General features: G+C 49.7%; 22 protein-coding genes and 3 pseudogenes. 20 read left to right on the forward strand and 5 right to left on the reverse strand.

The features are described from left to right. The first annotated feature begins 96 nt into the window (after window positions 1-96). A complete protein-coding gene (locus tag QMK20_RS09975) occupies window positions 97-324 on the forward strand; it encodes a VOC family protein (RefSeq protein ID WP_283655593.1) in 228 nt (75 codons plus the stop codon). A 143-nt stretch (window positions 325-467) separates the two neighbouring features. Here QMK20_RS09975 and QMK20_RS09980 read toward each other — a convergent pair whose 3' ends face one another. The 3 genes and pseudogenes from QMK20_RS09980 to QMK20_RS09990 all read right to left on the reverse strand — a co-directional run bounded on the left by QMK20_RS09980 (window position 468) and on the right by QMK20_RS09990 (window position 4,981). Beyond that, a complete protein-coding gene (locus tag QMK20_RS09980) occupies window positions 468-1,265 on the reverse strand; it encodes a BclA C-terminal domain-containing protein (protein ID WP_404519306.1) in 798 nt (265 codons plus the stop codon). 393 nt (window positions 1,266-1,658) lie between these two features. Then, window positions 1,659-2,883 (reverse strand): annotated as a pseudogene (locus QMK20_RS09985) (MFS transporter). A 70-nt stretch (window positions 2,884-2,953) separates the two neighbouring features. Further along, window positions 2,954-4,981 carry a beta-galactosidase gene (locus QMK20_RS09990; RefSeq protein ID WP_283655595.1) on the reverse strand — a complete coding sequence of 676 codons (2,028 nt, stop codon included), beginning with the start codon at window positions 4,979-4,981 and terminating at the stop codon, window positions 2,954-2,956. Between the two features lie 139 nt (window positions 4,982-5,120). On the opposite strand from QMK20_RS09990, the gene QMK20_RS09995 reads away from it, so the two are divergent. The 8 genes and pseudogenes from QMK20_RS09995 (at window position 5,121) to coaD (ending at window position 12,180) form a co-directional block, all read left to right on the forward strand. Next, window positions 5,121-5,957 (forward strand): AraC family transcriptional regulator, encoded by an 837-nt coding sequence (locus QMK20_RS09995; RefSeq protein WP_044644915.1) that lies wholly within the window; start codon window positions 5,121-5,123, stop codon window positions 5,955-5,957. A 192-nt stretch (window positions 5,958-6,149) separates the two neighbouring features. Beyond that, window positions 6,150-7,967, forward strand: coding sequence for an APC family permease (locus tag QMK20_RS10000; RefSeq protein WP_044644914.1), 1,818 nt, complete (start codon window positions 6,150-6,152; stop codon window positions 7,965-7,967). 188 nt (window positions 7,968-8,155) lie between these two features. Then, window positions 8,156-9,274, forward strand: a complete 1,119-nt coding sequence (locus QMK20_RS10005; protein WP_283655596.1) for an acyltransferase family protein — start codon at window positions 8,156-8,158, stop codon at window positions 9,272-9,274. A gap of 172 nt (window positions 9,275-9,446) precedes the next feature. Further along, window positions 9,447-10,079: a hypothetical protein gene (locus QMK20_RS10010; RefSeq protein WP_283655597.1), complete on the forward strand. Its 633-nt coding sequence runs from the start codon at window positions 9,447-9,449 to the stop codon at window positions 10,077-10,079. Continuing rightward, window positions 10,072-10,587, forward strand: coding sequence for an accessory gene regulator ArgB-like protein (locus QMK20_RS10015; protein ID WP_349361934.1), 516 nt, complete (start codon window positions 10,072-10,074; stop codon window positions 10,585-10,587). The genes QMK20_RS10010 and QMK20_RS10015 overlap by 8 nt, the downstream gene beginning before the upstream one ends. Window positions 10,588-10,592: 5 nt before the next feature. Further along, window positions 10,593-10,715, forward strand: a complete 123-nt coding sequence (locus tag QMK20_RS10020; RefSeq protein WP_014281032.1) for a cyclic lactone autoinducer peptide — start codon at window positions 10,593-10,595, stop codon at window positions 10,713-10,715. Between the two features lie 310 nt (window positions 10,716-11,025). Continuing rightward, window positions 11,026-11,666 (forward strand): annotated as a pseudogene (gene rsmD, locus QMK20_RS10025) (16S rRNA (guanine(966)-N(2))-methyltransferase RsmD). Then, window positions 11,659-12,180: a pantetheine-phosphate adenylyltransferase gene (gene coaD / locus QMK20_RS10030; RefSeq protein WP_283655599.1), complete on the forward strand. Its 522-nt coding sequence runs from the start codon at window positions 11,659-11,661 to the stop codon at window positions 12,178-12,180. The pseudogene rsmD and the gene coaD overlap by 8 nt, the downstream one beginning before the upstream one ends. On the opposite strand, the gene QMK20_RS10035 is transcribed toward coaD, so the two are convergent. Then, complete coding sequence (locus QMK20_RS10035; RefSeq protein WP_283656242.1) at window positions 12,143-13,438, reverse strand: nucleoside recognition protein; 1,296 nt, start codon at window positions 13,436-13,438, stop codon at window positions 12,143-12,145. The two genes, coaD and QMK20_RS10035, sit on opposite strands and share 38 nt — an antisense overlap. A 230-nt stretch (window positions 13,439-13,668) precedes the next feature. Here QMK20_RS10035 and QMK20_RS10040 point away from each other — a divergent pair, with 230 nt between their 5' ends. Further along, complete coding sequence (locus QMK20_RS10040; RefSeq protein WP_283655600.1) at window positions 13,669-14,700, forward strand: YlbL family protein; 1,032 nt, start codon at window positions 13,669-13,671, stop codon at window positions 14,698-14,700. On the opposite strand, the gene QMK20_RS10045 is transcribed toward QMK20_RS10040, so the two are convergent. Next, on the reverse strand, window positions 14,690-15,925 hold the full coding sequence (locus QMK20_RS10045; RefSeq protein WP_283655601.1) for a nucleotidyltransferase: 1,236 nt from the start codon (window positions 15,923-15,925) through the stop codon (window positions 14,690-14,692). The two genes, QMK20_RS10040 and QMK20_RS10045, sit on opposite strands and share 11 nt — an antisense overlap. A gap of 356 nt (window positions 15,926-16,281) precedes the next feature. Here QMK20_RS10045 and QMK20_RS10050 point away from each other — a divergent pair, with 356 nt between their 5' ends. The 10 genes and pseudogenes from QMK20_RS10050 to rnc all read left to right on the forward strand — a co-directional run bounded on the left by QMK20_RS10050 (window position 16,282) and on the right by rnc (window position 24,346). Beyond that, the gene (locus QMK20_RS10050) at window positions 16,282-16,800 is read left to right on the forward strand and encodes a YceD family protein (RefSeq protein ID WP_283655602.1); all 519 of its coding nucleotides are present in this window, start codon (window positions 16,282-16,284) and stop codon (window positions 16,798-16,800) included. Between the two features lie 182 nt (window positions 16,801-16,982). Then, window positions 16,983-17,156 carry a 50S ribosomal protein L32 gene (gene rpmF, locus QMK20_RS10055; RefSeq protein WP_007429979.1) on the forward strand — a complete coding sequence of 58 codons (174 nt, stop codon included), beginning with the start codon at window positions 16,983-16,985 and terminating at the stop codon, window positions 17,154-17,156. Between the two features lie 275 nt (window positions 17,157-17,431). Beyond that, window positions 17,432-18,028: a transcription factor FapR gene (gene fapR, locus QMK20_RS10060; protein WP_044644904.1), complete on the forward strand. Its 597-nt coding sequence runs from the start codon at window positions 17,432-17,434 to the stop codon at window positions 18,026-18,028. Continuing rightward, window positions 18,012-19,004: a phosphate acyltransferase PlsX gene (plsX, locus tag QMK20_RS10065; protein WP_283655603.1), complete on the forward strand. Its 993-nt coding sequence runs from the start codon at window positions 18,012-18,014 to the stop codon at window positions 19,002-19,004. The genes fapR and plsX overlap by 17 nt, the downstream gene beginning before the upstream one ends. A gap of 8 nt (window positions 19,005-19,012) precedes the next feature. Next, window positions 19,013-20,002 (forward strand): beta-ketoacyl-ACP synthase III, encoded by a 990-nt coding sequence (locus QMK20_RS10070; protein WP_044644902.1) that lies wholly within the window; start codon window positions 19,013-19,015, stop codon window positions 20,000-20,002. Window positions 20,003-20,083: 81 nt separating this feature from the next. Continuing rightward, window positions 20,084-21,025, forward strand: a complete 942-nt coding sequence (gene fabD, locus QMK20_RS10075) for an ACP S-malonyltransferase (protein ID WP_283655604.1) — start codon at window positions 20,084-20,086, stop codon at window positions 21,023-21,025. Window positions 21,026-21,077: 52 nt separating this feature from the next. Then, entirely contained in the window at window positions 21,078-21,827 is a 750-nt protein-coding gene (gene fabG, locus QMK20_RS10080; protein ID WP_283655605.1) for a 3-oxoacyl-[acyl-carrier-protein] reductase, read from the forward strand. Between the two features lie 109 nt (window positions 21,828-21,936). Further along, a complete protein-coding gene (locus tag QMK20_RS10085; protein WP_007429985.1) occupies window positions 21,937-22,170 on the forward strand; it encodes an acyl carrier protein in 234 nt (77 codons plus the stop codon). A gap of 225 nt (window positions 22,171-22,395) precedes the next feature. Beyond that, a pseudogene (gene fabF / locus QMK20_RS10090) lies at window positions 22,396-23,635 on the forward strand (beta-ketoacyl-ACP synthase II). A 12-nt stretch (window positions 23,636-23,647) separates the two neighbouring features. Then, on the forward strand, window positions 23,648-24,346 hold the full coding sequence (gene rnc / locus QMK20_RS10095; RefSeq protein ID WP_283655606.1) for a ribonuclease III: 699 nt from the start codon (window positions 23,648-23,650) through the stop codon (window positions 24,344-24,346). The last annotated feature ends 199 nt before the right edge of the window (window positions 24,347-24,545 follow it).

Raw genomic sequence — 24,545 nt, forward strand, 5'->3', positions numbered from 1 at the left:
GTTTATGCCAATTCGAGCCTGAGTTGGGGTAAGCCTTTTTGATATACTGATAAACACATTGAAATACTATGAAAAATATGGAGCAGGGGAAAAAATATGACTCATACGAATATCGAAGATTCGTTACGTTTTTATGTGAATACCATGGGGTTTGAAGTACAAGGAAAGTTTGATACCCGGTTATTTGTGTCCGCAGGCGGGTATTATCACCATATTGGCGGCAATGTTGGAATGGAGAAGGTAACCCCCATCCTCCCGCTCATGCGACAGGGGTTAAGGAAATTATACTGCTGCTTCCTGACGATGGATCTTTGTGGAAGCTAAAAAACACATAGAGCTTGACGGCCATGCAACCCATGGAGAAGAGAATGGATTTTCTGCCATGACCCAAGCGGAAACAAGCTGGTGTTTGATATTAGCAGATGAGCAGGCAGGTCAGCCATACGTTAAACCGGATGTATCCATGTCTAACTTAATTTTTTGATAACGACAGAAGCGTTTACGTTGGCTTGGGTACCTCCAGCCAAGGTTTGCAGGGTAACCGCAGCGGCAGAGCTATGATTTCGCAGGGTAAGAACATCACCGGATGCTAGAGCGAGGATGGCCTGCCCTGTGTTTTGCTGCGTACCAGCTCCTGAGCCGTATATGGTTCCTGCTGCCAGAGTGCCATTGATAAATATGGCAAATTGGCCTGGCTCTACACCCGATACTGAAAAGTTAACTTCATAGTTCCCCGCATCGGTAACTGCAATCTGCGTAGTGCCGGGAGCGTGGGTAATTCCAGGTGTAAGTATACCGTTCGTATCGAAAATGACATCCGCTTCTATTGGAACGACTCGGGATCCTAAGTTGTAGATATAACCAAACTGAGCTATTCCACCTGCGGTTCCTGTAGCTCCCGTAGCCCCGGTGGACCCCGTCGCTCCTGCGGTACCCGTAGCCCCAGTGGCACCTACCGCACCCGCAGGACCTACAGGACCGACCGCCCCTGCAACGCCCGCAGGACCTGCTGGACCGACTGCCCCTGGAATGCCCGCAGGACCTACGGGACCTACTGGTCCTACCGCACCCGCAGCTCCAACAGCGCCCGCAGTGCCCACAGCCCCCGCTGCGCCTACATTTCCGGCAGTCCCAACGGTGCCCGCAGTACCCACATTACCGGCAGCCCCGACATTTCCCGCAGTTCCGACGGCTCCAGCAGCACCCACAGTGCCCGCTGCACCTACGTTACCTGCTACACCTATAGCTCCAGTTGCGCCTGTTATACCTAAAACATTTTGAGGTATATTTACACGGACGATTTGCTTTCTGACGACGATTTCCTTGCAAAAGCACTTTCGTTTCGAATGGCATTTTCTCTTCGGACGTTTTTTACTAAACCAAGAGCGGATAAAAACGTCTTTTTTACGGCCTTTCTTTCGTTTCAATTCGGGACGACCCAATACAAACACCTCCATATCGATTTGTTGTATACTACTCCATTCATCCAAGGCAGGCATGGACATCTGTCCTGTGGTTGATAGGCAATGATCTAATTTTGGATAAAAATGGGTCTTTGTACAGGTACATTCATCTAGTTATATAAAAATAGCGCCCCCGGCTGTTACCTTGGTTCACACCAAGGAACAGCCGAAGGCGCCAGAAGAAACGTGCCGTAATTATGAAGCAGTTTGAAGCCGTTTTTTGCGCATGTATATAGCGTACAGAATGCCGCCAAGCAGGCACAAGATACAAGCGAAGCCTGCCAGCAACCAGGCTGAAGCGACTGCTCCGCCACGATCCATGCTGTTTCCGAGCCATAAGGGCAGCAGAGCACCCCCCGACTCCACCTGCACCAATCAGCAGGCTGGTGGTGGATTCTTCTGTGCCTGGCATCATTTTGCTGGCAAAAACGAGTGCGATGGAAAATATGCCGGACATGCCCAGCCCCAGGAGCGCAATAAGGACAAAGGTAACAGCAGTGCCCTTGATCAGCGGGAACACGCACAGCAGCATGGTCGCCGCCAGTGAGCTTAGGGCGACAAAGACACCATAGCCGTAACGATCGGCAATGTTGCCTGCGAACAGCCGCCCGGCCGCCATTGCCAGCCAGAAGCAGGTAACACTGAGTGCCGCCTCAGCTTGTGTAAGGCCCAGCCGTTCAATGAACATAGAAGGCAGGAAATTGGCCAAGCTCATTTCTGTCCCTACATAGATAAAGAAAAAGATGATAAACAGTGCCAGCAGCAGCCAATTTCCCGCAGGGCCCCCTTTAGAAGCTCCCGTGGATGGAGAATGTGGGGCCGAGCCGGAATGCATATGCTTTTCCCCACGACGCTCATATTCGTCCAATACGGCATCCAGTTTGCCGAAGGATCCCCGTAGCCAGGCTACGACTGCCACCGCTCCACAGACGGAGATAACAGGAAAGGCCAGCCGCCACCAGCCAAGGGCGATCAACTGGCTGGCAACCGCGGGCATTGCTAACGCGCCGATCCCGAAGAAGACTTCCAGACGGCTCATAGCTGCGCCCGTTCCTTCGGTAATACCGCTAATCACGATGGTGCCGATGACCGCTTCCACCATGCCGAAGCCAAAGCCGGCTGCCGCTCCGACGGCATATAGCCAACCCCATGGGGGCAGCAGTGAGTAGAGCCCTTCTGCTGCACACAGCAGTAGCAAGGCGAATACCAGCGTCCGGCGTTTGCCGAATTGCCTTGCAAGCCATGGCGACAGCAGGACGCCAGCCAGAAAACCGGAAAATTGGGCGAAGATCAGACTTCCGCCCTCCGTATAATTCCGGTCATAGTGGTCCAGCAGCACGGGCAGCAGAGACCCTACAACCACGTGCGCCAGGCCAATTAAAAAATAAGACAAGCTGCCAATCCATAGCAGTCGTTTCATGATGAACTCCTTTGATACCTGAAATTGCACTTATACCGTAAAGTGAACGATAATGTGAGGTATTAAATATTTATGATAATTCCAGCACATGAAAGCCATAGCCTTCGATGGTAACATCTCCTTCCAGGAATTCGCCGCTGAGCAGCTCATGTCCTTTTTGTTCATCCAGATGATAATTCTGTTTCTGGGCGTTATGGTTCAGGATGAACAAATACGATTTTCCATCCTTGGAGCGCACGCTGGCCTCCACACCCGCAGGAGCACGCAGCAAGGACGGAATCCCTTTTTCCTCACAAATATAGCCCAGCAGGCCGTCCAGGAAAGCTTCTTCAGGGTCTGAAGCAACATACCATGCTTCGCCTTGACCAAAACGATTGCGTGTCAGTACGGGCATTCCCTGATAAAAGTCATCGCCATACTCCGCCAGCACCTCGGCACCTTCGCTATGCAGCAGGTCGCAGAGCAAGCCGCATTCATATTCCCCTTGTAATGCTCCTACCTGTTCCTTCAATACGATCCGATTGCGTGACTCCGGCAAAAGCGCGTCAATTTCTTCTACCCAAACTCCAAGAAGCTTACGCAGCTTACCCGGATATCCTCCGGTTGTGACCAGATCGTTTTCATTTACAATTCCGCTGAAAAAGGTGGTGACAAAGGTGCCGCCATGTTCAGTAAATTGTTCCAGTTTTTCCGCTGTACCCGGCTTGACCATGTAGAGTACAGGCGCGATAATGAGATCATATTTCTGGAAATCTGATTCCACGGAAATCAAGTCTACCTGGACGTTACGGCGGAAGAGGGCGGCATAATATTTATGCACCTGATCGACGTAATTCAGCGCTACAGAAGGACCGCTTGATTTCTCCAGTGCCCACCAATTATCCCAATCGAACAAAATGGCTACTTTTGCGTTTACGGTTGCATCCAGCAGTGTATTACCTAATGTGCCAAGCTCGCTGCCGAGCTGTGCCACCTCCCGGAATACGCGTGTATTCTCATGACCGACATGCTCAATCACGGCCCCATGGAATTTCTCACAGGCTCCGATGGAACGGCGAAGCTGGAAGAACATGACCGTGTCTGCGCCATGTGCTACCGCCTGATAACTCCATAACCGCATGACGCCAGGCCGCTTGAGTGAATTGTACGCTTGCCAGTTTTGCTGACTCGGTGTTTGCTCCATCAGCATAAACGGCTGCCCATCCTTAAGACCGCGCATCAGATCGTGGGTCATCGCGGTATAGCTCGGTGGGGTATTAGCCCGCGGATAGCTGTCCCAAGATACAATATCCATGTGCTTTGCCCATTTGAAATAGTCCAGTTGCTTGAAAAAGCCCATCAGATTAGTCGTTATGACAGCTTCGGGGATATGCTTTTTGATCGCGTTATACTCCAGCAAATAGCATTCCAGCATACTGTCTGAATTAAAGCGTGCGTAATCAAGGGAAATGCCCTGAAAGGTGGAGTGATTCTCGCCCCAATGCTCGCTCAGATTATTTGGAGGTACAATTTCATTCCAATCATAGAAGGTGTGTCCCCAGAACGAAGTATTCCATACCCTGTTCACTTTTTCCAGTGTTCCATATTTTTGTTTGAGCCACACCCGGAATGCAGCAGCACAGTTATCGCAATAGCAATCCCCGCCGTACTCATTGGACACGTGCCACACGAGGATCGCAGGATGATTTTTGTAGCGTTCTGCTAGTCGGTCAGCCATGCTCTCCGCATATTTGCGGTAGGTGGGACTGTTCGGACAGGAATTGTGGCGTCCGCCGAATTTTCGTTTGCGCCCGTCGGCATCGACCCTGAGAATATCCGGATATCGGGTCGCCATCCAGGCAGGGTGAGCCGCAGTGCTGGTGGCAAGACACACAAAGACACCGCTTTCATGTAAACTATCGATGAATTGATCCAGCCATTCAAAATGATATGTGATTTCATCCGACTGAATTTTGGCCCAGGAAAATACGTTGACTGTGGCGATATCAATTCCTGCCAGCTGGAACATCCTTAAGTCCTCCTGATGTGTGGTGTCATCCCACTGCTCAGGATTGTAATCTCCGCCGTAAAATACTTTAGGCAGTTTACCGCTTATCATGCCAATCACCTCTATATATAAGAATAATTCTATCTTATAATACAAGTAAACGCTTTTAAATATAATAAAATGAACATGGATATAACAATATGGATCTGCATTGAGGAATACATAACCGCGTGCGCCGGAGGTGCCTTTTATGATTTTAACTCCCCATCATTTGCGATTTTTTCTAACTACGCGTGAGCATTCTTTACCGCTTTTTATCGAAAGTATCGGATTTAACAGCAGGCAGGAGGATGTATCCCGGCCGGAGGGCTATCCCTGCTTTCACTGGATTCAGACCGTGTCCGGGGAGGGGGTATTCACTTTCAAGGGGGGCTCTTTCCGTTTGGGAGAACATGCCGGAGTTCTGCTGCTGCCGGGCGAGTCCCATGCTTACAGCCGGGCGACGAAAGTATGGCGAACGCTGTACATTACGTTTGACGGACCGATAGCCGCTGCTGTGCTGACTGAGCTAGGGTTGAAGCATACACGCGGGTATCATTGGGACGCACATAGTGAACTGCACAGCTTTGGAGAAAGTATGCTTCATTCTATGGTGAGTGAACGGGATTTATCAGGGCTGGACGCTTCGGCCAATATGTACCGCTTTCTAACTTTGCTGCGCAAACATGGTCAATACAGCTCTATGCCTTCCTTGTCTCATAATGTAGAACGTTTGGGGCCTGTGCTGGCTTTTATGGAAGAAAATTATGCCAGCCCGGATATCGGCCTGTCCGATATGGCGGTGATGATGAATGTCAGCGCCCGTCATTTGAATACATTATTCAAGCAGGCATTCGGTGTGACCTCTTACGCTTATCTGATCGTCATACGTCTGCGCAAGGCTAAGGAAATGATGACTGATTTCCCGCACTTAACGGTAAAAGAGATCGCCGAGCGCGTAGGGTTCCGTGATGTCAGTCATTTTGTGGCGACTTTCCGCAAGGCTGAAGGAATTACCCCTGAAAGGTTCAAATTATTGTATTTATAAGGGTATTTAATCGAAATACTCTTTCTTACGCGGGAATGCTCTTTTTAGGGAGCATTCCTTATTGTTTTTTTTCGGATGAGGGAGTATAAAATAATAGTTCATTTGTTTCATCAATCTGAGGTTCAGGTGACATAATAACATATGATCCAAAGTTCTTCTGCAAAACCCTCATCCAAAGAAGGAGTTAACGAAATGCTGAGTAAAGTCAAAAGATTACTAATCGGTCGTCCACGAAAATCGACGGCTCTTGAAGATGAGAAACTAAACAAGCTTAAGGCTCTGGCCATCCTGTCCTCGGATGCGTTGTCTTCTGTAGCTTACGGAACGGAGCAAATTCTGCTTGTTTTGATTACAGCGGGCTTCGCTGCCCTATGGTATTCCATTCCTATATCCATCGCGGTATTGGGATTGCTGGTTATTCTGATCCTGTCCTACAGACAGACTATTTTTTCCTATCCCGGTGGTGGTGGCGCCTATATCGTCGCTCAGGACAATTTGGGCAGGGCACCGAGTCTGATTGCAGGCGGATCTTTGCTGGTCGATTATATTCTAACGGTAGCAGTTAGCTCGTCGGCGGGTACAGATGCCATAACATCGGCGTTTCCATCATTGCATGATCATCGGATTGCGATTGCACTGATCATGATCATCTTTTTGACCATTATGAACTTGCGCGGGGTAACGGAATCCGCCTCGGTGCTGGCTGCACCGATTTATTTGTTTGTGGTTTCGATCTTTGTCCTGATTATTAGCGGTTTCATCCATTACTTGGCAGGAGGAGCCCATGCTGCGGCACCGCAATTTGGAGCTACGGTATCCAACGTCAGTCTGTTTCTGCTGCTGAAGGCGTTCAGCTCAGGTTGCTCGGCGCTAACCGGGGTAGAGGCTGTTTCGAATGCCATTCCGAACTTCCGCAAGCCTGCTGCCAAAAATGCGGCAACTACGCTGATGATGATGGGCTTGATTCTCGGGTGTATGTTCATCGGAATCAGCCTGCTGGCTTATTGGTATGGTGTTCGTCCAAATCCGCATGAAACGGTCATTTCGCAAATTGCGAACGCCACTTTCGGGCGTGGTGTGATGTATTACATCATTCAGGGCGTGACGGCGCTGATCTTGTTTTTGGCGGCGAATACAGCCTATTCGGCCTTTCCGTTACTCGCATTTATGCTGGCTAAAGACAAATACATGCCGCATATGTTCATGGTTCGCGGAGATCGGCTTGGTTACTCGAACGGTATTCTGTTTCTGAGTATCTTCTCAGCCTTGCTGGTTATCGTATTTGGCGGCAATACGGGAAATCTGATTCCGCTTTATGCTGTAGGGGTATTTATCCCGTTTACTCTCTCTCAGCTCGGAATGATGATTCGCTGGATTCGTCTCAAGCCGTCAGGCTGGGTCGTCAAGCTTGCTATTAATACGGTTGGGATGCTGACCACGCTGTCCATTACGCTTATCTTTATTTTCACTAAGTTTAGTCAGGTTTGGATGGTGTTTATCTTCCTGCCGCTGGTACTGTATTTCTTTATGAAGATCAATGGACATTACAAAAATACAGCCGAGCAGCTGCGGATCGACATTACGAAGGATAAACCTATGGTCAAAGGCAATACGATCATTATTCCGGTGGCTGGTATTACACGGGTCGTGATGAATACCATCAGCTATGCCAAGACCTTGTCGGATAATGTGGTTGCAGTATATGTAGGTGTTGATGATGAAGCGATCCGCAAGATGGAGCAAAAATGGGAAGAGTGGGATGTAGGTATCCGATTGGTGGTGCTGAAATCCCGTTATCGGAGCATTATCAATCCGCTTCGCAAGTTCATTGATACGGTGGAGTGGAAAAAAGCGGACGAAGATCATATTACCGTCCTTATTCCGCAATTCATCACGAAGCACTGGTGGGAAAATATTTTGCACAACCAGACCAGCTTGCTGATGAGAGCTTATCTGATCAATTATAAAGACGTCATCGTAACGACTGTGCCATTTCATTTAAACAAATAAATCGTTATAATAGTCCTTGCAAGGGAAGGAAACAGGCGTTTATAGCATGAAAAATGAACATCTTCTGGCCGCATGTCATTGCGGCTGGAGGGTGTTTTTTTTTCATACCGACATATTTACTTTAACGATACGTTTTGTGTATTATAGATACAAAATGTATCCTGAGAGAATGGATATGGAGGGTTACGATGCCAGGAACCAAGGGTGAAACGGAACATAACAAGCTGCAATTTGTAGATACGCTGAGAGCGCTGGCAATTATGGGCGTGTTGCTTGTACATGTCAGCCAGCACGTGGATGGATTAAACGGATGGTTGCAAAAGGGTTTGAGCTTGGGAGCGAAAGGGGTCGCTTTATTTTATCTGGCCAGTGCTTTTACACTCTTTCTGTCTTTGAGCAGACGTTCGGGTGACAGAAAAGAGCGTGTCTCGGCGTATCTGGTGCGTCGTTTTTTTCGAATTGCTCCCTTGTATTACGTTATGTTAATCATCTATTTGGTTGTGAACGGGACAGGGCCCCGTTTCTGGCTTGGGGATCAGGAAGGAGTCACTGTCGCGAATATCGTAGCTCATATCTTGTTTCTGAATGGCCTGAATCTGTACTGGATCAACAGCATCATCGGTGTGGAATGGTCCATTGCGGTGGAATGTATGTTTTATCTGTGCGTGCCGTTATTATTTAAACTGATCCGATCGATCCGGCATGCTGCCTGGTTTGTGATGGGCACGCTCCTACTGAGTTTTGGGCTGAACACGGTGTTTGCGAATGCTCCATGGATCAGTGATCACCCGTTGTGGGGGCATTATCTGTATTTATGGTTTCCGAACCAACTGCCTGTCTTCGGACTGGGTATATTGTTGTTCCTGATATGGAAAGACGAGCGGCATTGGAAAAGTGTGGACCGGTTCAGCGGCGTATTGCTGCTTGGCTCCATACTGTTTGCTCTTTGTGCAGGTATGACGGATTATCTCATCGGTGTCCTGTTGCTGCTGGGAGCCTATGCTTTGTATCACTGGCAGCCATTTTGGCTGTTAAACCGGGGATGGTCATGGATCGGCTGCCTTAGCTACAGTATGTATTTGACGCATATGCTTGCTTTGGAGATTGTAAGCCAGATTGAGCTACCATTTTCCCCCGTTGTTAATTTGACCCTTATGTTTGTTATGACACTGCTGTTGACCACAGGTTTGTCCTGGCTCACCTATTCATGGATCGAGCAACCCGGCATCCGTTGGGGAAAAAAGATCATATCACGTATGAAGTCTGTGCGCTCACAGGAAGATTCGGTCAAGGAAAGTGTTGCTTGAGCTGTAGCTTCCTTCTGCATCCGATAACATTTCGTTGAAGTGCTTAAAGAAATCTATCAAATCATTGAAAAGACCTCTTGAAAAGTAGGTCGCAGCCCTTTATATTCGATGTACATCCAAGTTTTTTGAATACACCGATGAGATTTGTTGGAATTGAAAAGGAGATGCATGTATGCTTGAGAAGCCTGTCGGCTTTTTGCTTTTTTCCACGCTTGAAGGAGTGGCGGTGTTTACGCTCATTCTTAGTATTTTTAAAGTTAAAATGACTCCTTATGTATGGCAAGCGATTTTTGTGAACCTGATTATGAACCTGCAAAGCTATTTGCTGAGAGAAGAATTTTCCCTCACTTATCTGGTGCCTGTCATTAACATGCTGCTTTTTATTTTTTTGCTCGCTACGGTGGTGAAAATTCCGATTGTGTGGTCAGGCATTATGACGGTTACCGGTTATTTTGCTTATGCGGTTATTCAGTCGGTGCTTTTAAAAGTGATGTTCGGGAGCCTGCCAGTCTCTGAGCTACAGGGCGGTTCCTTGAAGGGCTATCTGCTGCAAACGATAAGTGCGGTGGCAGGACTGCTCATTACATTTATTTTGTATCGAAAAGGCATCGGGTTTGCCGCTAATTTCAAAAAGCTTAAATTTAAAGCTGAATACGGCATTGTGATTACGCTCATTATTTTATCTCTCATATCCACCTCTATCGTGCTGTACTACAACGAAGTATGGTTAAATATGATGTTTTTTGCACTGGTATCGGGATTCTTCATCTATTATGCGATTGGAAAGGAATATCGGGATGATTGAAACCATGGCTTTCAAGCTTGCTAACCAGATCAAACGGACTGTGCCGGATCATCCGGCCTCCATCCCGGTGCTTAAATATGCGCTAGCTCTCATTATTAATGCTTCCATGATTATTGTGCTGACCTTAGTTGCCTCGTTCGTTACCGGGCGGACGGCAGAAGCTGTGACGATTCTGGTGGCTTTTGCCTTGTTGCGCCAAATATCAGGAGGGATCCATCTAAAAACAGGGATGGCATGTGTTGTGGCGACCTCTGTAGCTTTTACAGCCATATCCTGTATCTCTTTACATGATTGGTGGACAAACCTCTTCACCGGATTATCCCTGCTTCTTGTCCTATGGTTTGCCCCGTCCAGAATTGAAAAGCAGTCTCGCATTCCATCCCGGTTTTATCCCCTCCTGCGACTGTTATCTTCCCTGCTTGTATGTACTAATTTTGTAATCGGTTCCTCTGTAGTGGCTGTTGCTTTTCTAGTCCAGAGCCTGACGTTGATTCGGAAAAGGAGGTGAGGAAAATGGTGAAAAAAATCGTATATGGTCTGGCGACCTCGTTGTCTATGTTTGCTGCATTTGCTGTATCGGTAGCGAGTTATGTGTATGTCTATCAGGGAGATACGCCCGAGGAGCTGCTTAAATAGTATAACTTCATTTCCTTATATACATAGGCTGCCAGTGAGCAGCTTCTTTTTTTGCAAAAAAAATCAGGCGCTCCAATAAGAGCGCCCGAATGGGAGAGGAGAAACCGGACGAAGAGCTTATGGGGAAACGTAAGTCTTCTCCGCGGTTGTCTACGACATTGGTTGAATGCCGATATCCTAAGGATGCCCACGATATGGTTTTTTATACCTCCTCAAATCCTGCGTTTTTCAAACGGCGATCCATGTGGTACGATAACGTCATAATCTTTATATGGTTATGAACACATATAGAAAATAGGTGAGTTTCAGCGTGAGAGTGGTATCGGGTAGTGCCAAAGGAAGGCCGTTAAAGGCAGTTCCCGGCACAGGGACGCGGCCGACCACGGATAAGGTCAAGGAAGCGCTATTTAGCATGATAGGTCCTTATTTTGAGGGGGGGAGTCGCGCTTGATCTGTTTGCAGGCAGCGGCGGCCTGGGTATAGAGGCGCTTAGCCGAGGAATGGACAAGGCAGTCTTTATTGATATGGAATCGAAAAGTATTGATGTCATTAAAGAAAATTTGCGAAAAACCGGATTGGAAGGACAGGCTGAAGTGTTCCGCAATGATGCCGGACGAGCGCTCAAAGCGCTGGCAAAACGTGGAGCTCTTTTTGATGCTGTTTTTTCTGGACCCGCCCTATCGTCTCAAGCATGGTGATGAATTGATGAGCCGTATGGCTGAACTGGACTTGCTTTGTTCTGAGGCAGTCATTGTGCTGGAGTATGAATCGGGACATGAGTACCCGGAAAGCTTTGGGCCGTTCGAACAGGTCAGAAAAGCGGTCTATGGCGAAACAACGTTATCTATCTACCGCTTTGCAGCAAAGCAACAGGACGATACAGAACATACTGAGGCTGGAATGGAAAAATATGGTATAGCCGAATCAGGCGGGGAGGACCATCATGACTGAGCACAAACCACGTATTGCCGTATATCCGGGGACCTTTGATCCCGTGACGATGGGGCATCAGGATATTATTCAAAGAGCGGCGAGGCAGTTTGATCTGCTGATTGTCGCGGTACTTAACAATATTAGTAAAAATCCACTGTTTTCTCTGGAGGAGCGAATGGAGCTGCTGCGGACGGTAACCCGCGATATTCCGAACATTGAGGTGGACAGCTTCCGTGACCTGACAGCCAATTATGTACGTGAAAAAGGGGCTCAGGTTATCGTCAGAGGAATCCGGTCAGTGACAGATTTTGAATACGAGCTTCAATTGGCTTCCACAAACCATAAGCTGAACCCGGATGCCGAAACGATCTTTATGATGACGAACCCGACTTATTCATATCTGAGTTCCAGTATGGTGAAGGAAATCGCCCATTTTGACGGCAAGGTCGTAGATCTGGTGGCTCCTGAGGTCGAGGATGCGCTGCGTGCCAAGGTCAACGCCAAGCGCGGCGGCTCCACCATGAAGCAATAAAGGAAATGACAAGCAGTGTAAGTATAATCGCGCCCAGAAGCGCAATAGACAACACGGTTAGTTGCCAGGGATACAGCGACGGACTTTCCAACTGTGTCCACAGGTTGCTGCTCTCCGCCATGATGGAATGCGCGGCGGGATCATAACCGCCTTCCGCGAAGGAAGAAACAGAGCTACGGCTAACATAAGCGGGAAGTGTATTGCTTGTCATACGGCTAAGAGGCGTCCATGCGACGAGTGTAAGCACAAAGGCGATGATGCTATGAAGCACCCTGGATATGGTGAACGTGATGCCTTTGTCCGATGGTTTGGTGACAGCTGTGATTTGGAGCCAGCCGCATAGCCCTCCCCAACCTAGTACGGCGCTGATCAGAGCCGCTTGTGTGCGGAGATCATACGGCAGGCGGCTGATTTCATAGGAACCGAGATGAAGTTCCATCCAGGCGGGCCATATGAAAGAAAATATTCCTTGGCCTGAGTACATGGATAGCAACCGAATCAGCACGGAAAAGAAAATAATGAATCCACCTGTCACCATAAGCGTCTGTACAGCATGGGATACGGTTTCGCCCAGCAGCTTTCCGAAGCTGCGGCCGTCCCGTTCTCTGGCAGAACGTGTGGCGTCCCATGCGGACCGGATGAGAGTGGTAGAAGTACGGGAAACAGAGGTTCGCCGGAGGGCGACTGGCGTTTCCCGTTTTTGCGATTCTTTTGAGGATGCAGTCAGTCTGACTGTAATCCATCCCGCCAATAGGCCGGAGATCCAGTGAACGGCAAGCAGCATGACGCCTACAGCAGCATTATGCAACAATCCTGTTCCGATAACGAGCAGGATGGTAATCGGATTGCAGAAATGAGCGATAGCGGTCAGTCGTCTAAGCTGGCGCTTGGTCATATCCTCCTGCTGTGCCCATTGGCGCACAGCTTCCGCAGTAGCCGGAAATCCGGCGGTCAGGCCTAGGGCCAGCACCCAGCCGCTTCGCCCCGGAAGACGGAACCAGGAGCGCATGAACGGCTCCAGAATGACGCCAAGCCCATGCACCAGACCGAAGGCTACAAGCATTTCGGACAGCATCAAAAAAGGGAGCATGGCCGGAAAAATAATGCTCCACCATAGCTTAAGCCCTTGGGCAGAGGCTTGGAACACCTCTTCCGGTGAGGCGACAACAGCCAGCACAAGCAGAATGGCCCCAAGGCCAAGCAACAGGGTTGTCCAATAGGGAGCGGAATGTGCTTCCTTTTGTAGCAAAGGTTTCACCTCTCTGGAAGTGATATGATTTAACATTTTAAAAAACGAATCTCATCGTGCATAAATATATTAGAGTGCATCGTATGTTGTTCTAGCGCTTGTTCGCGTTTGTAATCGCCGCAGGGTGCTCGTACACGCTGTCGGTAAACAATATGCTTTTTTGTAAGAATTGAGAACAGGCGGCGCAGAGTTGGTTTCGATGAGATAGGAGAAGTTAAGGCTGTGAGGGGGGAGAACCGATGAAGCGAATAAACCAGAATAGAGCTTTTTTTACAACCGGATATGTTCTGATCCTGGCCGCTATGGTCTATGTGCTGGTATATATGCCAACCCCATATCTGATCTATGGACCCGGTGGGGCAAATGAAATCAAGCCGATGGTAACCATTCAGGAAGGCGACCGAAGCGAACGGGGGACCTTTATGATGACGACGGTATCTGCGCGTTACGCTAATGTCATTATGCTGGGTATATCGAAGCTGGATGCCAATTCGGAGATTCAGCGCAAGGAGGATCGACTGCACGGCAGGAGCGAAGACGAATATGCAGCAGAGCAGGTGTGGTATATGGGAGATTCCCAGTCTTCTGCGATGGAGGCTGCTTATGCCCGGGCCGATATTCCTTATCGCATTGTGCCGGATTATGTGTATGTATTTAAGGTGCCCGGCTCAAATAGTATGTTTCATCCCGGAGATGAAATTCTGGAGCTGAACGGGGTGAAGGTGGCGGATAATCGTTCCATCCGAAACGCCTTGGAGGATGAAAAGGCAGGAACCATGGCCAAAGTGAAGCTAAAACGTGATGGCAAGCTGCTGACGGTGCAAGCTCCATTAATGACCATCACAGACAGCGAGACGGGCAAGCAACGACCCGGTTTTGGAGTCAGCATTGCCACGGTTCAGAAAGTAGAGCCGAAGGATGAACGTAAAACGATTCATTTTACGTCAACAGATGTAGGCGGACCCTCGGCTGGTTTGATGTTTACGATGGAGATCTATAACCAACTGACACCGGGTGATCTGAGCAAGGGATATCGTGTTGCCGGTACGGGTACGATTGATAAGAGCGGTAAAGTTGGAGCGATCGGCGGTGCAAAGTATAAAATTGTCGCCGCTGACCGTCAGGGTGCTGAATTGTTTTTCGTCCCGGCGGACAATTATAAGGAAGCCAAGGCCAAAGCCGAGCAAATCGGAACCAAGATGAAGCTCGTTCCGGTTCGCAAGCTTGACGATGCGTTAACTTATATGGAAAAGCTCCCGATCAAACCATGACGGGCGGCCGCAAGTAATCGGCATACATGTCACGGATGGCGGGACGTGGCATTCCGGCCGCGTGTATGGCGGCTGCGGCTGTATCCCAGTCCAGATGGGGATGCGATCCGGCTGACAGCTTGACCCATACCGGAAGGGTGGCTGTCTGCTTCATCCGGGCCAGCAGCTCGCGTCCGGCACCGTTAAAGCCGAGCACGCGGATATAGCCGGGGGCTTTCGCCAACTCGGAGGGAGCCATATCCGCCTTGGCATGATTCAGTAAAATATGTGTGAACATACGTTGAAGCTTCGTACGCGTGTAGCGCTTTGTCTTGACGGCGGCTAGTAATGCCTCTACGGAGGGCTGGGGCAGCGTGTACAGCGATTGCCGCAGGCGATGCTCCAGCCCTTCGGTAACTTCGTGCAGCTCCGCCAGCTGCTGAGGGCTGCGCGTGATGAGAGCGTTCAGCAACGGCTGGCTGAACGCTTCCCATTGCAGCGGCGCGCGTCCGGCTTGCCATTCGCGCCGTAAAATCTCCAGCGTCGCCGCAGGCATGTACGGCGACGCGGCCTCCGGCCCGCCGTCCAGCAGCAGACGGCGGATGGCCGTGGCGCTGGCGATGACTCCGTCCGCGGGGGCCACGGCTTCGTGGTAGCCCGATCCCGTGCGGGCTACGGTGAAGGGCTTGATTGCGCTGTCCAGCCGTTCCAGCGCAATCAAGTAATGCAGCCCCAACGTATTGTTGGGCTGCTGCATGAGGGCGGCTAGCGCAGCGCCGTCCGTCCCTTCAGCCGCGAGCGCGGCTGCGGCCCCCGCGTAAGCGGCGGGATAGCTTGCGCCGCTGCTCAGGCGCTGCGCGATGCCGGCCTTGAGCTCGGCAGGCTCCGCCGCCAGCACGCGGGCCAGCGCTCGCAGCGGGGCGATGTCGCCGCTCTCGCTGCCGAAGCAGAGCGCGTCGACGACGCCAGTGGCGCGGAGCAGGGCGACCGCCCCGTGGGCGAACCATTCTGCGGGCTGGACGGCATAGGCCACAGGCAGCTCCAAAACCAGGTCCACACCCATGGCAAGTGCCATTTCGGTGCGGGACCATTTGTCCACAATCGCGGGTTCCCCCCGCTGGAGGAAGGGACCGCTCATCACAGCCACCGTGCGCTGTGCGCCAGTGATGCGAAGAGACTCCTTCCAGTGATGAGTGTGACCGTTATGCAGCGGGTTGTATTCTACAATAATACCGAGGGTTTTCAAGGCTGTACGTCGGCTCCTTTCTTTTGTTGCTAGTCTGGTGACTATCCTAGAAATGATGGTTATCCATCAGCTAATGATTGTTCTTAGGGGCAGCGATGCTGCTTTTTCGTGATCGGAAATGAACAAGGCCATTGAGACCTGGAGAAAAAAGCTTTATACTCGCATTATTGTACACGAAGAGTGGCGGGGGTACGAATACTCACAGGTACATGATCCGCAACGTATTTTCGCTTTCGCATAAAACTTGCGAAACCATTGGAAAACCGATGAGATTTGTGAGAGGTGTAAAGTGAAAGGTGTTGACAAACGACTCGATCAGTCGGTATAATAATTTTTGTTTGTTTGGAGTGATAGTGATGCAACTATTTTTTCGCAAAGTAGCAACAAGTGATGGTCCTTTTCCGATCCGTGAAGCTCTTAATGTGAGTGAATTGGTGGATGATCGTCCTGATGTTACGGCCGTTTCCCCGCTGGAGACCGATTTGGTCGCCGTTAGTCTGGGTCAAGGCTTGATGAGCGTGGAAGGCACGTTGACCGCAGGTCTGGACATGCTGTGCTCACGCTGTTTGAGTCCGATGCACGAGGATTTGATGATTGAATTCCGTGAACGGTTCAAGCAAACCTCTTCGGTTGGCGAAGAGGAGGATGAAGATGGCGAATTTATCGCAGTGACGGGGGATTCCTTCGATATTGCACCGTATTGTGAAGAGCTGTTTGTACTGCACGTGCCATTTGCGCCTGTGTGCAGTGAGGATTGTCAGGGGATCGCTCCTGCGGCCGGACAAAACTGGAGCGTTGGCTCCGATGACAGTACCGATGATGATACGCAAAAGATTGATCCGCGTCTGGCAGGGCTTAAGGATTTTTTTAAATGAGAATTGAGTTCAATTCTGACAAATCATCATCCACTTGTGCGGAGGAGTTAATCGACGCATGGATGTTGCAGGCTTGATTCACCGGCTGTGAGTTAGCTGCTTCCGGCAGTTTCCTTCAGTCTTGAATGAGATAAGAAGTCACACCCGTTATACGGGTTGATCTGGTTAAGGAGGTGGGAATAATGGCAGTACCTCAACGGAGAACATCCAAAACTCGTCGCGACAAACGTCGTACTCACTTTAAACTGGCAGTACCAGGTATGGTGAAATGCTCCGAATGCGGCGAATTGAAACTTGCTCACCATGTGTGCAAAGTTTGCGGAACGTACAAAGCTAGAGAGATTATCTCTCAATAATGTCCGATAAGCGGATTCTTTGGAATCTTCGCAGGAAAAGTAGCGCTTCACTCTAGTGAGGCGCTACTTTTTTTGTCTTCGTACTTTCTTTTGCGGCGGCATGCTATATACTGTTTTAGTACCAGGTTCTAAGAAAGAAGGGCCGAAGGGGTTCTTTATACATACAAGATGACAAATCGGCATGAAGCATTCGCCGCTAGCACGTGAAGTAACCCGAACTGTCGGCTGAACGGTAGTTTATTGCAGGGAAAGGAGGCGCCACAGATATCGAACGTTTGCCAAAGAGACAGAGACAGCAACGGCTGACTCAATTAATTGATGAGAATCCGTTCGTAACGGATCAGGAACTGACGAGACAGCTTAAGGTGAGCATTCAGACGATTCGGCTGGATCGGATGGAATTGGGTATCCCGGAGCTGCGGGAGCGACTGAAGCTGATGGCTGAGCGTTCTTACGATCAGGTTCGCTCCCTGCCTTTACATGAAGTGATCGGGGATATCGTTGATCTCCAGTTGGACAGAAGCGGTATTTCCATTTTTGAAATTAAAGAAGAGCATATCTTTTCACGTACCGGCATTGCGCGGGGGCATTATGTGTTTGCCCAGGCCAATTCATTGGCTGTTGCCGTGATTAATGATGAGATAGCGTTGACCGCTTCAGCAGATATTCGCTTTGTCCGCCCCGTTCATTTGGGAGAAAAGTGCATTGCCAAAGCATATGTGCGTTCAAATCCCGAGCAAAAGGGAAAAGCCAAAGTGGAAGTGTTTGCTTACGTGGGAGAAGAAATGGTGTTCCAGGGGAACTTTATCATTTACCGCTCCACAGAGGAAGAGTATAGCGAAGGAGGAAGTCAGCATGCGGATCGCCATTGATGCCATGGGGGGAGACAATGCTCCCGAGGCGACAGTAGAGGGCGCGTTATCTGCGGCGGCGGAATGGAAGGATACAGACATTACGCTGGTTGGTGACCGGGAACGAATCGAATCGGTGCTGAACGGCAGAGTGTTGCCTGCGAATCTCAGCATTCGCCATACATCTGAAACGATAGATGCGCAGGACGAGCCTGTGAAGGCAGTACGACGTAAAAAGGATGCCTCGATGGTCGTAGCTGGCCGAATGGTCAAAGAAGGCGAAGCGGATGCCATGATATCGGCAGGTAATACGGGTGCGCTGATGACGACAGGGTTGCTGGTGGTCGGGAGAATGGAAGGCATTGAGCGCCCTGCTCTCGCACCGATGATTCCGACGATTGACGATCAGGGTGTGCTGGCGCTGGACTTGGGAGCTAATATGGACGCGAAGCCCGAACATCTTGCCCAATATGCGCTGATGGGTAGCTTGTACCGCCAAAAGGTTCATGGTGTGGCTTCCCCCAGAGTGGGTTTACTGAATGTTGGGACGGAAGCCGGGAAGGGCAATGAACTGACGAAACTGGCTTTCCCTCTGATTGAGCAGTTGCCTGTTAATTTTGTAGGTAATGTAGAGTCCAGAGACGTTCTGACCGGGAATTGCGATGTGCTGGTGTGTGACGGATTCGCCGGAAACATCATGCTGAAATCGCTGGAGGGTACGGCGGGTACGATATTTTCTCTCTTAAAGGAGCAGTTTAGTAAATCTTTAAAGACCAAGCTAGCAGCGGCCCTGATTATGCGTGAGCTTCGCGGTTTGAAAGATAAGCTGGACTACAAAGAGCATGGTGGCGCTCCATTGCTGGGGCTGAGCGGGCTCGTCTTGAAGGGTCACGGTTCATCTGACGGCATTGCCGTCAAAAACGCGGTAAGACAGGCCCGTACGGCCTTGCAAAACCAGTTGGTGGAAAGTATATCCAAGGAAATCAGCAGGAAGTGAGTGACGATATGAATAATTTGCGATCGGTTGGTGTTATCGGAACAGGGAAATACGTGCCTGAAAAAATATTGACGAACAAAGATTTGGAAGCAATTGTGGAAACAAGTGACGAATGGATTGTCAGTCGTACAGGAATTCAGGAGCGCCACATTGCGGCTCCAGAGCAGGCCACATCCGATCTGGCTTATGAAGCAGCGATTAAGGCATTGGCATCCGCAGGTATGACCGCACAGGATTTGGATCTGATCATTGTGGCTACGGTTACGCCGGACATGGCGTTTCCTTCGACTGCCTGCATTCTTCAGGACAAGCTTGGAGCCAAAGGCGCAGCGGCTTTTGATTTGTCTGCGGCATGCTCAGGGTTTGTATATGGGCTGGCAACTGCGACGAGCTTTATTAAGACGGGCATTTATAATAATGCGTTAATCATTGGGGCAGACTGTCTTTCCCGAATCACGGATTATACAGACCGCAATACTTGTGTTCTTTTCGGAGACGGTGCAGGAGCTGTAGTAATTGGTGAAGTACCTGAGGGTAGAGGATTCCAATCCTTTGATCTCGGTGCCGAAGGAGCAGGAGGCGGATTGCTTAAGCTGGAAGCTGGCGGTTCACGTTTGCCTGCGAGTGCGGATACTGTGGAAAACAAGCAACACTATATTTATATGAACGGACGCGAAGTATTCAAGTTCGCGGTACGTGTTATGGGAACGGCAACTGTCGATGTGCTTGAAAAAGCGGGGCTTTCCAAAGATGATATTGATTTGTTCGTTCCGCATCAAGCCAATATTCGCATTATTCAATCGGCGATGCAGCGTTTGGATCTACCGGAAGAAAAGGTTATCATTAATGTTCATAAATATGCGAATACATCAGCTGCATCAATTCCTCTTGCGCTTGTAGAAGCAGCCGAGGAAGGTCGCATGAAGGAAGGCGACCGGGTATTAATGGTGGGCTTCGGCGGTGGTTTGACTTGGGGCGCGTCGGTTCTTGTCTGGTAAGAAAGCGGCGGGTTTGATACAATATTGAATTTGTCTGGTACTTTACAGGACAAGCATTGGATACAGAGAGGTGCATACACGATGGGCAAAACGGCATTTATATTTCCCGGTCAGGGTTCACAAGCTGTAGGTATGGCTAAAGATGTTTATGAAGCGGTTCCTGCAGCAAGAGAAGTGTTCCGCCAAGCGGACGAACGGTTGGGTTTTGCGCTAAGCTCACTGATTTTTGAAGGTCCAGATACAGCCTTGAAGCAAACATCCAATACGCAACCTGCGCTGTTGACGGCGAGCATTGCGTTGTATGAAGCGTTCAAGGAAAAGGGCATTCGCCCTGATTACGTGGCTGGACACAGTCTTGGAGAATACAGCGCGCTCGTTGCTTCTGGCGTACTTGCATTTGAAGATGCAGTTGAGATCGTTCGTACTCGTGGGGAGTTCATGGAGCAAGCCATTCCTGACGGACAAGGCGGGATGGCTGCTGTACTGGGAGCCGACCGTGAAGCGCTGTCGACACTATGCCGTGATATTACGGAATCTGGTCAACTGGTCGAATTGGCGAACATCAACTGCCCGGGGCAGATTGTCGTATCCGGTGCGAAGGAGGGCGTAGCCGCTGTCGCTGAACGCGTGAAGGAAGCGGGTGGCAAACGTGCTATTACTTTGGAGGTCAGTGGTCCTTTTCATTCTTCGTTGATGAAGGAAGCAGCGATTAAGTTGTCCGGCAAGCTGGAAGACGTAGCTTTCTCCAAAGCTCAGGTTCCGGTTGTAGCCAATGTCACAGCGAAACCTGTGCGTGAGGGTGGCGAAATTCGCCAGCTACTGGTCGAGCAGGTCTATTCCCCGGTATTGTGGGAAGACAGTGTAGCATGGCTGCTGGAGCAGGGAGTTGACACTTTTGTCGAGTTCGGACCGGGCAGTGTTTTGACCGGACTGGTTAAAAAGATCGACAAAACGGTTAAGCTGTATAATATAAGCAGCCTGGAATCGCTTGTTTCGGTAACGGAAGCCTTGGAGGCCCGTTAAAAGTAGCAATTATCGCCTTAACGGTTATATACTTGCAAGGGGAGGCTGGATGATGTCTAAGCCATTAAGTGGAAAAACGGCGCTCGTTACAGGGGCGTCACGGGGGATCGGCCGCAGTATCGCATTGGCGTTGGCTGAAGCAGGCGCTAATGTAGCGGTAAACTACGCTGGTAGTGAAGCGGCTGCGGCAGAGGTTGCGGAGCAAATTCGTGCCAAAGGCGTGGAAGCTATTACGGTTCAGGCTAATGTCGGTCGCGCCGACGAGGCAGATCGGTTAATCAAGGATGTGATCGGCGCTTGGGGCAAGATCGATATTCTGGTGAATAATGCCGGAATAACAAGAGATAATTTAATCATGCGTATGAAGGAAGAGGAGTTCGATCAGGTGATCGAAACGAATCTGAAAGGTGTGTTTAATTGCCTCAAGGCAGCGACTCGTCCGATGATAAAGCAGCGTTCCGGTCGGATCATCAATATTTCTTCCGTTGTCGGCGTACTCGGCAATGCAGGACAAGCCAACTATGTGGCTGCCAAAGCAGGAGTGATCGGTCTTACCAAATCGTCCGCGAGGGAGCTTGCTTCGAGAGGTATTACAGTCAACTGCGTAGCCCCAGGATTCATTGATACCGAAATGACACAGGTGCTTGCTGATGATTTGCGTGACAATATGCTCAGCGGTATTCCGCTGGCCCGTCTCGGACGGCCTGAGGAAATTGCGGATGTGGTGCTATTTTTGGCCTCTGATGCTTCCTCATACATGACGGGCCAGACTTTGCATGTGGATGGCGGCATGTACATGTAGCTACATGTAGCTAATCCGCATGCCCCGAAGAAGAGTAGTGATTGAAAACTCTCTTCTATGGCATTTTAATTGTAATTTTCGTATAATACCTAAGGAGGAGGTGAGCCGGATGTCCGACGTATTGGAGCGCGTAAAGCGCATTGTCGTTGACCGTTTGGGAGCCGACGAAGCCGAAGTTACACTTGAAGCATCTTTCAAAGATGATTTAGGCGCTGATTCTCTCGATGTAGTTGAATTGGTTATGGAATTGGAAGATGAGTTTGATATGGAAATCTCTGATGAAGATGCAGAGAAAATTACAACCGTAGGTGAAGTTGTAAAGTACATACAATCTCATACCTAATTCAAGTCAACAAAGTCCCGTTCTGTTACAGGCGGGACTTTCTCCTAATCATACAGATTGAACTAAAGACGGAATTGCCGCGTGTTCTTGAGCTTGGCTCGGCATGACTTAGTCAAGGGTGGGAGTAAGCGGCATTACTAACTTTAGTTGATTCTATATTATTTTTGCACACAAGAGCGTACGGCCTTGAAATACAATATGCAGTAGACATAGAGGTGATTATCTTTGAAACAACGTGTTGTCATAACAGGAATGGGTGTAATCACTTCGCTGGGACAGGATTTGAACACACTGTGGGATAATCTGATGGCTGGAAAATCTGGCGTCAGTGAAATCGAAGCTTTCGATACCAGTGAATATACAACGAAAATTGCGGCTTCTATTAAGGATTTTAATCCTGAGGATTATATAGAGCGCAAGGATGCCCGAAAAAATGGATCGTTTTGTACAATTTGCTGTTGCCGCCAGTAAATTGGCACTCAAGGATAGCGGACTCGTAATCGGAGAGAACGCCGATGCCGAGCGTGTTGGTGTATCCGTTGGCTCCGGTATTGGCGGATTGGGTACCTGGGAGGATCAGCACAATGCGCTGATTGAAAAAGGACCTAAACGCGTAAGCCCTTTCTTTATCCCGATGATGATTGCTAATATGGGTTCCGGTCAAGTGTCGATTTCACTCGGCGCTAAAGGACCTAATACATCACCGGTTACGGCTTGTGCAACGGGTAGTCATGCGATCGGCGATTCGTTCCGCATGATTCAGCGTGGTGATGCTGACGCTATGATTTGCGGCGGAGCTGAGGCAACTATTCGTCCTATTGGAATGGCTGGCTTTTGTTCGATGCGGGCGATGTCCACTCGTAATGATGAGCCTGAGAAGGCAAGCCGTCCTTTTGATACAGACAGAGACGGATTTGTTATGGGCGAAGGCTCCGGTGTTCTGATTCTGGAATCGTTGGAGCACGCATTGAAGCGCGGCGCACGTATTTACGGCGAAGTGATCGGCTACGGTCTGTCCGGCGATGCACATCATATGACAGAGCCAGATCCGGATGGTGCAGCACGCTGTATTAAAATGGCGATCCGCGACGCAGGGTTGAATCCTGAAGATATTGATTATATCAATGCGCATGGTACATCCACGCCAGTCGGTGACAAATCGGAAACAGAAGCGGTTAAGAAAACGCTTGGAGACCACGCCTATAAAGTGGCGATTAGCTCAACCAAGTCAATGACGGGGCATTTGTTGGGTGCAGCTGGCGGTGTTGAAGCCGTGATTTGCGGATTGGCTCTCCAGCATCAGACCATTCCGCCGACGATTAATCTGGATAATCAGGACCCGGCTTGCGATCTTGATTATGTACCTAACGAGCCGAGAAAAGCGAAACTGAATGTAGTGATGTCCAATTCCTTCGGTTTTGGTGGTCACAATGCTACGGTTATTCTAAAAAAATATGAAGCGTAAGGGGTCAGTTCGTTGAGTGGAGACTTGAAGCAATTACAGCAGAAACTTCATATTCAATTCAACAACCGGCAGCTTCTGAAGCAGGCCTTTACGCACGCTTCCTACGTAAACGAACATCGGTTCAGTCAGCATGCAGACAATGAGCGGCTTGAATTTTTAGGCGACGCAGTTCTGGAGCTGACCGTATCCGAGCAATTGTACAATCAGTACCCTAACCGGCCGGAAGGCGAGCTGACCAAGCTGCGTGCAGCCATTGTCTGTGAGCCTTCTCTGGTGAAATTTGCTGTCGGACTTGAGTTCGGGCAATATGTACTGCTTGGCAAAGGTGAAGAGCTGACAGGCGGACGTACTCGTCCGGCTCTGTTGGCCGATGTATTCGAAGCGTTCGTAGGCGCGCTTTATTTGGATCAGGGTCTGGATGCCGTCCGGTCGTTTCTGGAACGTTATATTTTTCCTCAAATTGTGTTAAACGGTAAGCTTCAGATGAGTGATTTCAAAACAGAGCTTCAGGAACTGACGCAGCATCATAACATGGGGATGCTTGAATACAAGATTGTGGAGGAGCGCGGACCTGCCCATGAGCGCGAGTTTGTAGCTGAGGTATATATGGGCAGCGAACGGCTGGGTACAGGTACAGGACGCTCCAAAAAAGAAGCTGAGCAGCAGGCGGCGGCAGTAGCCTTAAACCGTTTGAAACTGGCAGAATCGTAATCGGTACCTGAGCGGCCCGGACGGGTTACACGAGCAGGGGACACAAAGTAAGAGCAAAGGGCAGTCCGCGGGGAGTCCCGGCCCGCAATGGCGAATGGACTGCGTTTTGCTCTTTTTTCGTGGCTTTGCTACTGTAGCTTTGTATGTCTTTGCCGCGCTTTATCCGCGGTAGTCTTGTGCTACAATAGGGATAATTCTT

The sequence above is a fragment of the Paenibacillus sp. RC334 genome, from assembly GCF_030034735.1.
GTDB classification, from domain to species: domain Bacteria; phylum Bacillota; class Bacilli; order Paenibacillales; family Paenibacillaceae; genus Paenibacillus; species Paenibacillus terrae_A.

Bases quoted from the DNA above. Each gene is read 5' to 3' on its own strand.
- QMK20_RS09995 (WP_044644915.1), top strand. From the start codon at position 5,121: ATGATTTTAACTCCCCATCATTTGCGATTTTTTCTAACTACGCGTGAG.
- QMK20_RS10015 (WP_349361934.1), top strand. From the start codon at position 10,072: ATGATTGAAACCATGGCTTTCAAGCTTGCTAACCAGATCAAACGGACT.
- QMK20_RS10085 (WP_007429985.1), top strand. From the start codon at position 21,937: ATGTCCGACGTATTGGAGCGCGTAAAGCGCATTGTCGTTGACCGTTTG.
- QMK20_RS10005 (WP_283655596.1), top strand. From the start codon at position 8,156: ATGCCAGGAACCAAGGGTGAAACGGAACATAACAAGCTGCAATTTGTA.
- coaD (WP_283655599.1), top strand. From the start codon at position 11,659: ATGACTGAGCACAAACCACGTATTGCCGTATATCCGGGGACCTTTGAT.
- QMK20_RS09990 (WP_283655595.1), bottom strand. From the start codon at position 4,981: ATGATAAGCGGTAAACTGCCTAAAGTATTTTACGGCGGAGATTACAAT.
- plsX (WP_283655603.1), top strand. From the start codon at position 18,012: ATGCGGATCGCCATTGATGCCATGGGGGGAGACAATGCTCCCGAGGCG.
- fabG (WP_283655605.1), top strand. From the start codon at position 21,078: ATGTCTAAGCCATTAAGTGGAAAAACGGCGCTCGTTACAGGGGCGTCA.
- QMK20_RS10020 (WP_014281032.1), top strand. From the start codon at position 10,593: ATGGTGAAAAAAATCGTATATGGTCTGGCGACCTCGTTGTCTATGTTT.
- QMK20_RS10040 (WP_283655600.1), top strand. From the start codon at position 13,669: ATGAAGCGAATAAACCAGAATAGAGCTTTTTTTACAACCGGATATGTT.
- rpmF (WP_007429979.1), top strand. From the start codon at position 16,983: ATGGCAGTACCTCAACGGAGAACATCCAAAACTCGTCGCGACAAACGT.
- QMK20_RS10000 (WP_044644914.1), top strand. From the start codon at position 6,150: ATGCTGAGTAAAGTCAAAAGATTACTAATCGGTCGTCCACGAAAATCG.
- QMK20_RS09975 (WP_283655593.1), top strand. From the start codon at position 97: ATGACTCATACGAATATCGAAGATTCGTTACGTTTTTATGTGAATACC.
- QMK20_RS10070 (WP_044644902.1), top strand. From the start codon at position 19,013: ATGAATAATTTGCGATCGGTTGGTGTTATCGGAACAGGGAAATACGTG.
- QMK20_RS10050 (WP_283655602.1), top strand. From the start codon at position 16,282: ATGCAACTATTTTTTCGCAAAGTAGCAACAAGTGATGGTCCTTTTCCG.
- QMK20_RS10010 (WP_283655597.1), top strand. From the start codon at position 9,447: ATGCTTGAGAAGCCTGTCGGCTTTTTGCTTTTTTCCACGCTTGAAGGA.
- fabD (WP_283655604.1), top strand. From the start codon at position 20,084: ATGGGCAAAACGGCATTTATATTTCCCGGTCAGGGTTCACAAGCTGTA.